This window comes from Kribbella sp. NBC_00709, assembly GCF_036226565.1.
GTDB lineage: Bacteria > Actinomycetota > Actinomycetes > Propionibacteriales > Kribbellaceae > Kribbella.
Window position 1 is genome coordinate 7,021,662 of the sequence record NZ_CP108996.1, and the last position, 13,435, is coordinate 7,035,096.

A 13,435-nucleotide genomic window follows, 5' to 3' on the forward strand; every position below is an offset into this window, starting at 1 on the left:
ATGATCCTTCTCATCTCTAAAGAGGCGCCAGATCAGCCAATTGATACGCCTCGCAAGTCAGCGGGGAATGACATCGTTGAAGGCTTCGGTGGAGCTTGGGTGGGTGTAGATGGTGTTGCGGAGGTCGGCGGCGGGGATGTGGTGGCGCATTGCCAGGGCGACGGTGTTGATGAGTTCCTGGGCGTCGACGCTGAGGAGGGCGGCGCCGAGGATCTGGTCGGTGTCGGCGTCGACGATGAATTTCATCAGGCCGCGGGTCTCCTCGACGATGTAAGCGCGCGGCATCGCGACGATGTCCGCGACGTTCTGCCGGCCGACCTTGATCCGGTGCCCGGCGGCGCGCGCCTCCTTCTCGGTCATCCCGATCGTCGCGAGCGGCGGTGACATGAACAGCGTGGCCGGTACGGCGACCCGGTCCGCGGTCGAGCGCTTGCCTTCTCCGACGAGTTGGTCGAGCACGATCCGGCTGTCGTCGAGGGAGATGTAGGTGAATTGCGGTCCGCCGTTGACGTCGCCGAGCGCGAAGACGTGCGGCTGGCTGGTCCGCAGGTGCTCGTCGACCTCGATCGCGCCACGCGACGTCGTACGGATGCCGGCCTTCTCGAGGTCGAGGCCGTCCGTGACGGGCGCGCGGCCGGTCGCGGCGAGCACGGCGTCGACGACGAGGGTGTGCCGGCGGCCGTTCTTCTCGTAGACGATGGTGGTGTCGGCCGCACCGTCGCGAACCTCGAGCACGGTCGCTCCGGCGACGATGTCGACGCCCTCGTCGGTGAGGATCTGTTCGGCCGCGGCAGCGACGTCGTCGTCCTCGCGCCCGAGGATCCGCGCCGACGACTCGAACACGGTGACTCCGGACCCGAACCGGTGGTAGATCGACGCGAACTCGATTCCCAGGTAGCCCCCGCCGATCACCGCGAGCCGTCCGGGCAGGGTGGTGTTCTTGATCAGGCCGACGTTCGTGACCAGGCGGGTGCTGGCCGCGAGCCCGGGAATGGGTGCGATCACCGGCGCCGACCCCGTGTTGATGAGGATGGTCTCGGCCGTCACCGTGATGTCTCCGACTACCACCGTGTGCGGATCGACGAACGCCGCAGCCCCGGTCAGCAGGGTGATCGTGTCAGCGTCGTTGAGTGCGTCGTAGTTGCCGGCCCGGAACAGAGTGGTGAGCGCCTGCACCTGACCGATGGCGTGCTCGAACCACTCCTGCGGCGAATCGTCCGGGCGCCGGTTGCCGGAGTGGTGTACCAGTGCCTTCGTCGGCACGCAGCCGACGTTGGGGCAGGTCCCGCCGTACATCTCATCCGACTTCTCGATCAGTACGACGCGCTTGCCGAGCCGGCCGAGGGTCGCGGCGGCAGCCTTGCCGCCCTTGCCGAAACCGATGACCACGACGTCGGCGCGCAGAGTGTTGTCCATGGGGACTAGTCTCGTCCGTAGCGGTGATCCGCAGTAGCTGTCCAGGTCTCAATTTTCTTCGCGAGCGTCTCAATGGATTCGATCAGTCATCTCCTCGAACTGGCCCGGGTGCAGGCCCGGCTGGACAAGCGCTGCCTTCTGGCCGGTGCCACGGTGATGGACGTGGCGCCGTACGGCGCGTCCGAGGCCGCGTTCCATTTCCTGCTCGACGGCCAGTGCACGCTGGAGGTCGGCGACCGCAGCATCGCTCTGGCCGCGGGCGACGCGGTCCTGCTGCCGAGCAGCCCGTCGCACCGGATCCGTACGGAGGGTGGGAAGGCGACCCGGACCGTCGCCGAGACGCCCGGCGCCACCTTCGACACCATTCGCACCGAGGACGACGACCACGCGACGATCGACCTCTTCTGCGGTCATTACACGTTCCGCTCGGCGTCCGGAAGCCTGTTCCTGCAGAGTCTGCCGGAGCCGCTGGTGGTGTCGTTCGGTGACGGTACTGCGGTCCGCTCGATGACGGCGTTGATGCGGCAGGAGGCCCTGGGCGACGGGCCGGGGGCGGCCGCGATCCTGTCATCGATCTGTACGGCGCTGCTCGCGATGGTGCTCAGGCAGTCCAACCGCGAGTTCGGTACGGCGGCGTTGTGGACGGCTGTCGACGATCACCGGATCGCGCGGGTGATCGACGCCGTACTGCGGGAGCCGGGCGCCGCCTGGCCGATCGCGCAACTGGCCGCGATCGCGACGATGTCGAGGGCAACCTTTCTGCGGCATTTCGCCAGGCACACCGGCAGCACGGTGGGCGAATTCCTCACCACCGTCCGGATGATCACCGCGGCGGACCTGCTGGCCAACCGCGATCTTACGGTCGCGACGGTCGCGACCAGGGTCGGATACCACTCCGAGTCGGCGTTCGCCCGGGCGTTCTCCCAGGCCGTCGGGACGACGCCGGGACGCTTCAGGAGGAGCGCCGTGTAGGGTTCTCGGATGCCTGTTGCTCGTGCTCGTCGTCCTCGTCCGGCTGACATGACCGTGCCCGCGAACGCGCGGTCGGTGTTCACCGATGGCGCGTGTTCGGGCAACCCCGGGCCGGGTGGATGGGCGTGGGCGTTGTCGACGAGCGAGTACGACTCCGGGCACGAGGCTCCGTCCACGAATCAGCGGATGGAGATCCGGGCCGCACTCGAAGCCGTGCGGGCGAATGCCGGCCCGCTGCTGGTCGTCTCGGATTCGACGTACGTCGTCAACTGCTTCCGCGATCGCTGGTACGTCGGGTGGCTCGAGCGCGGGTGGTTGACCTCCGCGAAGAAGCCGGTCGCCAACCAGGACCTGTGGGAGCCGCTGGTGACCCTGGTGACGGAGCGCGGCGACGTCGCATTCCGTTGGGTGAAAGGGCATTCCGGCCACGAAATGAACGACTTCGTGGACGGGTTGGCCGTCGCCGCCTCTCAGCTTGCCGGATAGACCTCAGCTTCGTAGAGCGAGTAGCCGTACTGCGTGGCGCGGTGGACGCCCTGCAGACGGACGTAGCGGGCGGTCGCGTCGAACCAGAGGGTGTCGGTACCGCCGTCGCCGGCGCTCACGTCCGCGGCCGTAGTCCACGTGGTCGCGTCGTCGGACACCTGGATCTGGTAAGCGGAGCCGTAGGCGGCCTCCCAGCGGAGGACGATCTTGCCCAGGTGGGTGGTGGAGCCCAGATCGACCTGGAGCCAGGACGCGTCGTCGTACCCCGAGGCCCAGCGGGTCGCTACATCGCCGTCGACTGCCAGGTCCGCGGTGAAGGTCGTGCCCGGTTCGGTGCTCGAGGCAACGACTGGGCGGTACAGCGCGATGTTCGTGGCGGACGTACGCGGCCGGACCGCGACCCGGAGTACTGCGGTCGTCGTACTGCTGCCAACGGTGAACGTTGCGGGGATGTCCACGTCGGCCAAGGCTGCGTCGGCGGGTGGTGTCAGCTTCACGGTCACTGACTGGCTCAGGCCGCGTTTCACGGTGAGCTTGGTGGGGGCCTCGAGAGTCCAGCCTGGAGGCGCGCCGATGTGGAGGCGGCCGGCTGCGTCGGCGCGCGAGCCGGCGGAGACGTTGATCACCACGCTGGTCGGCGCACCGCGGACCACGTCGGTCCGATCGGCACTGGTGCTCAGGGCAACTAGTGGCGTGTCGGTCCAGAGGGGGACAAGCTCGGCGACGGCCGGCGATCCGCCCTTCCACACCAACCGCACAGCCTCGGCGAGCAGGTCACCGACCTTCACCTCGGCGTACGCCGACGAAACGCTCCCGACCCGCTTCCACGTACCGCCGACCTGAATCTCGACGTCCGCGGAGCCCACCGACGATGACGGTTGCAGAACGGTCAGCCGAGACAACGAGCGCGGTGCCGACAACGTAGCCACCAACGCATCACCCGCACTCGGCGCGGTGGCAGGCACGTATGCAGTCTCCACATCACCGTCCACGGCGCGCTGGTACGACGAACCCGCTGCAGGAGCCGGCGTACCACCAACAGTCAACGTCGTCGTCTGCCCGCCGACGGTCTCCACGGAGAACTCACGGACCACGAGCCAGAAGTCGCTCGCGGTCAACGAGCGGTACCGGACGTAGCGTGCAACAGTCCCGGCCGGGGCTGTGAACCGTACTTCGGCACTCGTCGCGCGAGTGAGTTCGTTCCATTGCGTGCCGTCGACCGAGTACTCCAGCGCACCCGAGTGGATGTAGTCGTCCGGGCTGGCCGACTTGCCCATCAGTACGGCGATCGCGCCGATCTGCACCGACGAGCCGAGATCGACTCGCACCTCCGAATCCGGACCGGGCGTCCCGTTGCTCCAGTAGAAGGTGTTCTCGTCGCCGTCGACCATGCGCGCGGGCACATTGTCCTGATACGTGCCCAGGTTGGTCGTCGCCGACTTGCCCGGTGTCACGCCGAGCCAGCGGTCGTACACCCGGCCGGTCTCCGCGATCAGCTCGTCGACCACTCGCTCGCCGACCCGCGGGTAGGTGCTGTCGTGCGGCGCCCGGCTGTCCCGGATGGCCTTGGCCTGCGTCACGAGCGCGCTCAGCTGCTGGCGCGCGGTCCACGCCGCCGTACCGTTGCCGGCCTCGAGCGCGGACAGCAGGTCCAGGGCACGGCTCATCGCCTGCCCCCACAGTTCTGTTGCCTTGAGCCACGACTCCGCCTGCGCGGTGAAGGCCGGATCGACCACACCGCGACGGATCGTGCCCGGTGCCGCGACGATCGCGGTGACTCGCGGTCGCAGCCCGGCGATCGCCTGGGCGCGCTGTCCTGCGCGCCAACGCTGCCAGAACTGGTCGACGGCCGCGCCGAAGACCGGCGCGCTCTCCGGATGCAGCGTCCCGTCGTACGTGTTGAGGTCGGCGAACACCTGGAGCGCGTCGGCCGTGCGTCGATCGCCACCGGAGCGTTCGGCGATCGCCCGCAGCCAGACAGGCGTCGCGTCGTACCGCGCTGGGTTCCAGCCGAACTCGGCGAACGAGTACAGCGCGAGTTTGCTCACCGCCGCCTGGTTCATCGGGTTGGAGATCACGCCGACGACGTTGTCGGCGATCCCCGGTTCGCGTCCGGTGTACGGCGCCAGCAGCAGCCGGCCGGCCGCGTAGTCGTTGACCGGGTAGTTGTCCCAGATGAGGATGTCGTGGCCGAAGACGGCCTTCGCCTGGGCCGCCTGCGCCGCGGTGATCGTCTTCGGAACTACTCCGACTCCGGTCCAGTGCACGACGACGGCGCTGTCGAGCTGCTCCCGCAGCGTCTTCTTGTACGGCGTTTCGCTGACGTTGTAGTACTCCGTCGGCACCATCTGGAGCGGCGCGACGTCGGGCTTGGACTCGACCCACTCCCGCTGCACGCGGTTGAGCAGATCGCTCTGCGCCCGACCAGCCGCTTCACCACCGGTACCGTACTTCGCGCGGTCCGCGTCGCAGTGCCAGGTGTTGTAGTCGATGTCGTCGAGCGGGACGTTGAACGACCGCGCGCCGAGGTCGTACAAGGCGTCGAACTTGGCGATCAACGCCTGGAAGTCGGCCTCGGAGGTGTAGCAGATCGACAGCCCGGGGGAGAGCGCGAAGGTGAAGTCGACCTTGTTCTGCCGTGCGCGGGTCACCAGTTCGCCGAGCTGCGCGAGCCTGTCCGCCGGGTACGGATCGCGCCATTGCTCGCGGTGGTACGGGTCGTCCTTGGGTGCGTACTCGTAGGTGTTCATCCGGTGCGCGCCGAGATAGTCGAGGTGGTCCAGCCGGTCCGCCTGCGACCACGGCGTGCCGTAGAAGCCTTCGATCGAGCCGCGGTAGCGCATCGTCGGCCAGTCCCGGACCGCGACACCCGGCATCCAGTTCCGCCGCGCCAACTGCGCGAACGACTCCGCGGCATAGAACGTGCCGTCGCCGTCGACTCCGTCGAGCACGATTTGAGCGCGGTGCTTCCGATCGCGTCCAGCTGCGAGGACATAGCCCTCAGCGGGTAACCCGGTGCTGTCCTGGACCTGGAGCGCCGAGAGTACGGACGCAGTACGCCCCAGCCAGATGGTCGTCGGTGTGCCGGGATCGGTGCCGTCCGTGGTGCGCACGGTCTTCACGCCGGCGCTGGCGAGGGCCGCGCGCACCACCCGTTCGGCGTCCGGGTCGGATCGCGACGTACGAACCAACCCGACGACGGGAGTGATCGGGAAGCCGTCGCTGCGTTGGACGACCTGCTGTGGTGTGGGTGTGATGGTCGGGCTCGCCGGAGGTCCTGCGGTTGCGTCGGGCGCGACCAGTGCGAGTGGGGAGGTCAAGGCGAGCAGGCTGACGGCGGACAGGAGCAGGCGCATCGAGACTCCTTGGGCAGGGCGGTTCCAGCTAGTTAGCCATTGCGCAGAACTGCTCGTCAAGGCATGAAGCCGGTCAACTCCAGGCAATCCTTAGTGGAAGGCCGGGGGAGCGCCGTACAGGGAGCGGTGAGTCGCCTCGGGGTCGGTGAAGAAGTTGGGGAGTTGGGTTTCGGCGTTGTAGTAGCGGTGGAAGACGGGGGTCTGGGAGCTGGACAAGGGTGGGACGATCCAGCTCCAGTCGGCGGGGCACCGGCGGCCTGCGCGTTCCTCGCGGTCCACGTGGATGAGGAATCGGCGCGACTCGGTGTGGTGGTCGGTGATGGTGACACCGTTCCGGTTGAACGAGTGCAGCACAGCGCGATTGATCTCGACCAAGGCCTGGTCCCGCCACAGCGTCGCCTCGTCGGAGGTGTCCAGGCCCATCCGTTCCGCGACCTCCGGGACCATGGCGTAGCGGTCGGTGTCGCCGAGGTTGCGGGCGCCGATCTCGGTGCCCATGTACCAGCCGTTGAACGGGGCGGTCGGGTAGGAGATGCCGCCGATCTCGAGACGGTTGTTGCTGATCACCGGGACCGCGTGCCACCGGATGCCGAGGTCGGCGAACCACGGCAGCTCCGGGTGCTCGAGCGGGACCTCGTGGACCGCCTGGTCGGGGAGCTGGAACATCCGCATTCCCTCGTCGACGGTCTCCACGACGAGCGGGAGTACGTCGAAGGCTCCCGGGACGTCGGGCGGACGCCAGCCGCGGCGGATGAGTTCGCTGGTGAAAGCGACGTACCGGGGATCGCCGAGCACACGGCCGTCCGGCTGCTCGTAGCCGGCGTACCGGACGAGCTGCTCGCTCCAGATCCTGGGTGCGGGACGGGACGGCGCCTCAGGAGCGAACACGCTGATCATCGGGCGGATCTTGCCGCCGTTGTGCGCCGCGCGGAGGTGGTCGAAGCAGTGCGCGGCGACACCGCCGGCGTCGGAGATCGTCCGCAGGTCGCGGACCTGCAGGCTGTGCCAGTACAGCCGGCCGATGCACCGTGCGTTGTTGCGCCAGGCGACGCGGGCGCCGAACGCGAGCTCCTCGGGGGTGTGCCAATAGGTCCCGGTCAGGTCGATCTCGCGCATCACCGCGGCGATCCGCGGCCCCATCCAGCCGGTCTGGGGGTTTTCGGCATGGAAGAGGTCGAGGAACTCCTTGGCGGCGGCCCGGACCTTCTCGGTGTCCGAGCTGTCCGGACTCTGCTCCGGCGATGGCCGGTTGACCGGATGCATCGGCCGGGCCCGGATCCTCCCGGGACCTGGTGACGCCCGCCGGCCGGTGCGCGGCGTCTTGCGCCACGGCCCGACCTGGAGCAGCTGTTCACCCGCGTGGATCGCAACGATCCGGCGGGCGCAGATCTGCGCGGCCAGGAAGAGCAGGGCCAGGCTCAGTACTGCGACAGCGGGGCCGCCGGTCGGCGTGATCCAGCCGAGTTCGATCGCGCCGACGGCGGCACCGGACACCGTCAGGACGACGACTGTGAGCGGGAGGACGAGATGCCGGCGGGCCGGCTGGATGGTGTGGGCGGGGCAGGAGGGCTGCAGGGGGTTCATGGCGTGCCAGGTCGCCGGATCTGCCAGTCGCTCCTGCCGTTCGGCAGCGGGTCCGGACCCGCGTCGCCGGGCAGCTGGGTGTCCCCGAGATGGTCGACCTCGGTGGCGAACGAGTCCACGATCGACTGCATCTGCGCCTGCGCGGTCTTGGCGTACGAACGCACCTGCTGGCCGGCCGTGTCCATCGCGTCGGCGACGATCTTGCGCTCGTGGGCGCGCGCCTGACCGATGCGCTCGCGCGCGTCGCGGCTGACGTCCTGGACCATCTCCTCGACGACGAGCTGTGCCTGGCTGAACATCTGCACGACCTGGTCGTTCACGCGGTCGCCGGCCTGCTCGTACTGGTCCAGCTCCGCCTGGACGCGCTGCAGCTCGGCCTGCCCGCGCTGCAGCTCCACCTGGAGACGCTCGTTCTTGGCCCGGCTCTCGCTGAGCTCGCGCTCCGTGGCCTGGACCTGGTCAGCCAGCAGATCGAGGAATCCGTAGACCTTGTCCGCGTCGAGACCCCGTATCCGGCGCTGGAACTTCTCGGCCCGGATCGCCCGGGCGGTCTGATAACGCGGTGAGCCGTGGCGGCGGCTGTTGTTCACTTGGTGTCTCCTGACCTGGAAGCGCCGGCAGGGTGTGCTCGCCCGCGGCGGCGTAGTAGAAGTGCTCGTACTTGATGTGCTCCGGCTGCATGCCGGCGGTGGCCAGCTGCTCGAGCGTGTGGGCGACCATCTGCGGGCCGCCGCAGACCATCGCCGTCCGTCCATACAGCAGCTGCTTGGCAGCGACCGTGCCGACCTTCCCGCGGGTCCCGGGGTAGGACCCGTCGTCGGACACGACTTCGGTGTAGTCGAACCAGGACCGTTTCGCGGCCAGCTCTCGCAGCCGGGGCCGGTCGTACAGGTGCCAGGGCAAGCGGACACCGTGGAGCAGGTGGACCAGAGGTCCGTTGCCCGTGCGTTGCCACTCGTTGTCGACCTGCTCGAGGACCGCCAGGAGCGGAGCGAGACCGGTCCCGCCGGCGACCATCAGCAGTTCCCGGCCGTCACCTTCGCGCCGGGTCAGCCGCTCGCCGACCGGGGCGCCCAGCTTCACGGTGTCGCCGGCCCTCAGCGAGCGGACCACGGCCGGGCTCACCTGGCCACCATCGATCTGCTGCACGTGCAGATCGATCGAACCATCCGGGCGTGGTGCGTTGGCCGGGCTGAAGTACCGCCACATCCTGGGCCGTTGCGGTATCTCCATCGACACCGACTGGCCGGGGCGGAACTGGTACGGGCGCCGCGGCTGGACCTTTAGCAGGGTCAGGTCCATGGTTCGCCGTTCGACCGAGAGTACGTCGGCGTCCCACCAGTCGGGGCTGGACTCCTCGGAGGTCTCGGCTGCCTCGACCATGATCCGCGCCACGACCTGGTACGCCGCCGTCCAGTGCGCGGCGAGGTCCTCGTCCCATTCAGGCCCGAGGAAATGCTGCAGGGTGGCGCACAGCGAGGCGCCGACAGCGTTGTAGTGCGCGGCCACGACGGCGTACTTGCGGTGGTCGCGGCCGAGATGCTGCAGGAAGCTCGCATCGTTCTCCAGCTGGTCGGCATGGCTGACGATCCGGCCGAGGGCGCTGACGAACTTGTCCCGCTGGTTGGACATCGAGAGCGGGAACATCGTCCGTACCTCGGGGTGAGACACGAAGATGTGCGAGTAGAAGTACAGGGCTACCTGGTCTCCGTACGTCGACACCTGGTCCCAGCTGCGTTGTAGGGCGTATGCATCCATGAGACTTGACTATCCGGCTCGGAACGGCAGCTCCTCGGATAGAACGGACATGTGCTCGCGGACGTCGGCGGCGCGGGCCGACGGGTACTGCGACAAGGGTGCCCTCCCAATCCAGTCCCCGAGTCAGTGGTACGTGCTCCACCGACTTACCCGGACCGAACGGGTTGAAACGGCGAATCGGACTCAATCGTCTCGAATACGTCGAGGGAGGTAGAGTGTCAATCGCTTGACCTACAAGGAGATCCGGTCGTCGTCGAAGTTGCCTGCAGCAACCATCAGGCTAGGGACCGAACAGTTTCCACTGCCCCTCGGAGACGACCTCGACGCCGCCGTCGGTGACCTTGAGCGCGCTCTCGTCGTCGATGGCGTACGTCGGTGCTGGGATCCGGGCCGCCCACTTCTCCGCGTTCGCGACCGAGGCGTCCGGATGATCCGGATGCTCGAAGTGAGGGATCACCCCGAAGTCGACGAGGCCCGCGCCTTGTCCCGTGACCAGGATGCTCTCGATGTCACCCTTGGGTGTGCTGAAGACGACGTTCTCCGTCTTCAACGGCCCGTCGCTCGCGCGGGGCGGCTGGTAGAAGGTCTCCACGAAAGTGGACGTCGCGGCGATGGCGCCGGCGCTCACCCCGACGTACACGGCCTCGGGACGCAGCGTCGGGAGCAGATCGGCCAAGCCGGAGCGCCGCATCCAGTTCGCCAGGAACAGCGGGTCGCCGCCCCAGAACAGCAGCGCGTCGGCGTCGCGGACCGTCGGCACCCAGGCGGCCTCGTCGATGCTGGGCAGCACCGACAGTTCGAGGATCCCCAACGACTTCCAGCCCAAGCCGGCCAGCGACGGCGAAGCTTCGCCGATGATCGCTCGGGACGCGCCGTAGGCGCCGCCGGAGAAGGGGTAGATCGCGGTCGGGATGAACAGGGCGCTGGACTCGGAGATCGGTTTGCCCAGCAGCTCGACCAGCGCGTCGTGGATGCTCGCGTTCCGGATGCCGGCGGATGTCAGCAGCAGCTTCATGGTGCCTTTCCTTGGTTGTGCGGGAGCACGGTCGTCACCTGTGCAACGAACGGCGCTGACCCGATCCGACAACTCGGTTCACGAAAGTATCTCGACGTACCCGTCGGTTCCGTGGACGCGGATCCGCTGGCCGTCCTGGATCAGCTGTGTCGCCTGCTCCACGCCTACGACCGCGGGTAGACCGTACTCCCGGGCGATCACAGCGCCATGCGTCATCAGGCCGCCGACCTCCGTGACCAGGCCGGTGATTCCGACGAACAGCGGCGACCAGCTGGGGTCCGTGAACGCCGTGACCAGGATGTCGCCCGCCTCGAGCTCGGCCTTCGCCAGGTCGAGGATGACGCGCGCCCTGCCCTCCACGGTCCCCGCGGAAACCGGGAGTCCGACCAGTGCGCCGTCCGGTACGTCGTCCCGCCGGTACGCGCCGTTGATCGCCTCGCCGTCGGAGGTCAGCACCCGCGGCGGCCGCAGCGTCTCGTACGAGCGGAACGCGTCCTTGCGTTGCCGGATGTGCTCCTCGTCGAACTGACCGGTGCGGAACTCGTCGAAGGTGAGGTAGAAGACGTCCTCCTTGTCCGGCAGGACGCGCTCGGCCTCGTCGAGGAGCGCTTGCTTGTAGACGAAGTACCGGCTGATGACGTTGTACTTCGGATACTCGCGGTACCCGATGAAGGTCCGGACCCGGTCGATCATCCGCTCGGTCTCGTCGGCCTTCTGCTCGCCGTCGGGCAGCGCTCGCAGTCGCTCGAGCAGCTCCTCCTGCTTCCGCAAGGCTTCCTGCCGTCCTTGCTCGAAGCGTTGCTCGGCGGCACCGGGCTCGAAGAGCTTGATGTTGTCGAGGATCAGCGGCACGAGCGTGGACGGGCGTTCGCTCCAGCGCGGCCGGGTGATGTCGATCTCGCCGACACAGCGCATGCCGTACCGGTCGAGGTAGGCCACGATGGCGTCGCGTGCCTCGGTCCCGTTCGCGAACTTCGGCAGCTCGTCCAGGAAGTCGTCGCTGTCGACGCCTTGCAGGAACTTCACCAGTTCCGGATGCGGCCGGATCACGTCGGCGACGTCGAGCAGGGCCAGTCCCATCTCCGACGTGACGTTGTTGGGCGCTGACAACGTGAGCGTGTCGGCCGCGTTCTTCTCGCCGAGCCATTCCTGCAGGTGATCGTTGAGCCACCAGGTGGCCTCCATCCCCGCCATGATCGCCTGCATGCTCAGCGGCTCACTGAGGACCCGCTTGTGCTCGTCGAAGGCCTCGAGCAGGAACTCGAACAGCGCCGGGCCGGTCCTGGTGCGGATCTCACGCCGCAGTACGGCGACCGACGCCTGACTGCGCTCGATCAGCTCGGTGACGATGGCGGGGTCGGTCTCGATCGGGGAGGGGGCCGCTCCGCGGACCGGCGGCCCAGCGGGACCTGAGTCGGGGAGCATCGGGACGAAGTCGCTGTCGAGGACGGTCTCGAGCGCGTCCCTCAGCAGCGGATCGGATCTCCCCGCGAGGTCCAGCATGCCCGCGCGACCAGCCGGCGAGGCCAGGCGCTTGGTGGCGTCGACGAACAGCCTTCCGCCGGCCTGGAGCATCGTTCCCATGGCTGTCAGCTGCCACACGGAGATGCCCAGGGGCTTCATCGCGTCGGTCATCATCTGCTGGTGGCCGACGGACAGGTAGACGTGGTTCTCCTGATCGCCGGTCTCGGGGATCGGGAACAGGGTGGTGATGGGCCGGCTCTGAACGATCTGGAAGTCGTCGTCGACCAGGCACCACTCGATGTCCTGCGGACGTCCGAAGTACGCCTCGATCCGGCGTCCCAGCTGCACGAGCCGGACCGCTTGCTGATCCGTCAGGGCGGGCTGCTCCTGCCGCTGCTCGTCGACTGCGAGGACCTCCGTCCCGCCCGCCGGCAGGGACTGGATGGCGAGTCGCTTCGCGGCGATCGTCTTGGCGGCGATTTCGCCGTCGCGAACCTTGAAGACATCCGGGTTCACCAGGCCGGAGACCAGCGCCTCGCCGAGGCCGAAGCCGGCGTCCACGGTGGCGACCTTCCGGTTGCCCGTGACCGGGTCGGCCGTGAACAGGATGCCCGCCGCCGACGGGAACACCATCTGCTGCACCACCACGGCCATGTGGACCGCGCGGTCGTCGAAGCGGTTCCGCAGGCGGTACGTCACGGCCCGGTCGGTGAACAACGAGGCCCAGCACCGTACGACGTGCCGCAGTACCGCCGTCGGTCCGATGACGTTGAGGTAAGTGTCCTGCTGGCCCGCGAAGGAGGCCGTCGGCAGGTCCTCCGCGGTCGCGCTGGAGCGGACGGCGTACGCCGCCTGCTCGCCGAAGCGTCTCAGCGCGTCGGTGACCGCCGCGGCGAGCTCATCGGAGATCACAACTTCTTCGAGCGTCCGGCGGATCTCGGCGCTGAGCGTGGTGATGCCCTCCCGGTCGTCCGGGTTCAGCCCGGACAGCTCATCGAGCAGCGCGTCGATCGACGGCGCTTCCGTCATGAACCGCTGGAAGGCTTCTGTCGTCACGCAGAACCCCGGCGGCACGCGGATGCCTTCGATCCGCGACAACTTCCCGAGGTGCGCGCCTTTGCCGCCGACCAGCGCGACTTGCGTCTGGTCGGCCTCGTTCAGATCGATCACGTATTTCATTGCGCCCCCAGATTCGCAGATTCCGGCACGGCGGACGATTCTGCGGCATGAGGTGGGGCTTGCGGCAAGCCCCACCACGCGCTATACGTTAGAAGTGGCAGGGAGATGTTTCTCCTTGCCTTTGCTTTTGCCCGCGGCGGACAGTTATTCGATTGACACTGCCGCGCGCCTGCTGATCTGCTGAGCAGCGATGTGCCGGACGAGC

At 68.0% G+C, this 13,435-nt stretch carries 9 protein-coding genes; 2 read left to right on the forward strand and 7 right to left on the reverse strand.

All coding sequences use genetic code 11. The features are described 5' to 3' along the window. Positions 1–57 precede the first annotated feature (57 nt). Positions 58–1,416: an FAD-dependent oxidoreductase gene (locus OHA18_RS34300; protein ID WP_328999506.1), complete on the reverse strand. Its 1,359-nt coding sequence runs from the start codon at positions 1,414–1,416 to the stop codon at positions 58–60. Between the two features lie 72 nt (positions 1,417–1,488). On the opposite strand from OHA18_RS34300, the gene OHA18_RS34305 reads away from it, so the two are divergent. Continuing rightward, on the forward strand, positions 1,489–2,388 hold the full coding sequence (locus tag OHA18_RS34305; RefSeq protein WP_328999507.1) for an AraC family transcriptional regulator: 900 nt from the start codon (positions 1,489–1,491) through the stop codon (positions 2,386–2,388). 9 nt (positions 2,389–2,397) lie between these two features. Next, complete coding sequence (locus tag OHA18_RS34310; protein WP_328999508.1) at positions 2,398–2,874, forward strand: ribonuclease H family protein; 477 nt, start codon at positions 2,398–2,400, stop codon at positions 2,872–2,874. On the opposite strand, the gene OHA18_RS34315 is transcribed toward OHA18_RS34310, so the two are convergent. From OHA18_RS34315 to rph, 6 genes are all read right to left on the reverse strand, one after another. After that, positions 2,859–6,230, reverse strand: coding sequence for a beta-N-acetylglucosaminidase domain-containing protein (locus OHA18_RS34315; protein ID WP_328999509.1), 3,372 nt, complete (start codon positions 6,228–6,230; stop codon positions 2,859–2,861). The two genes, OHA18_RS34310 and OHA18_RS34315, sit on opposite strands and share 16 nt — an antisense overlap. A 90-nt stretch (positions 6,231–6,320) precedes the next feature. Then, positions 6,321–7,814: a nitric oxide synthase oxygenase gene (locus OHA18_RS34320; protein WP_328999510.1), complete on the reverse strand. Its 1,494-nt coding sequence runs from the start codon at positions 7,812–7,814 to the stop codon at positions 6,321–6,323. Then, a complete protein-coding gene (locus tag OHA18_RS34325) occupies positions 7,811–8,212 on the reverse strand; it encodes a hypothetical protein (protein WP_328999511.1) in 402 nt (133 codons plus the stop codon). The genes OHA18_RS34320 and OHA18_RS34325 overlap by 4 nt, the downstream gene beginning before the upstream one ends. A gap of 61 nt (positions 8,213–8,273) precedes the next feature. After that, positions 8,274–9,572 (reverse strand): globin domain-containing protein, encoded by a 1,299-nt coding sequence (locus OHA18_RS34330; RefSeq protein WP_328999512.1) that lies wholly within the window; start codon positions 9,570–9,572, stop codon positions 8,274–8,276. Between the two features lie 280 nt (positions 9,573–9,852). Beyond that, the gene (locus tag OHA18_RS34335) at positions 9,853–10,587 is read right to left on the reverse strand and encodes a Type 1 glutamine amidotransferase-like domain-containing protein (protein WP_328999513.1); all 735 of its coding nucleotides are present in this window, start codon (positions 10,585–10,587) and stop codon (positions 9,853–9,855) included. Between the two features lie 78 nt (positions 10,588–10,665). Further along, positions 10,666–13,230 carry a rifamycin-inactivating phosphotransferase gene (gene rph, locus OHA18_RS34340; RefSeq protein WP_328999514.1) on the reverse strand — a complete coding sequence of 855 codons (2,565 nt, stop codon included), beginning with the start codon at positions 13,228–13,230 and terminating at the stop codon, positions 10,666–10,668. Between the last annotated feature and the right edge of the window lie 205 nt (positions 13,231–13,435).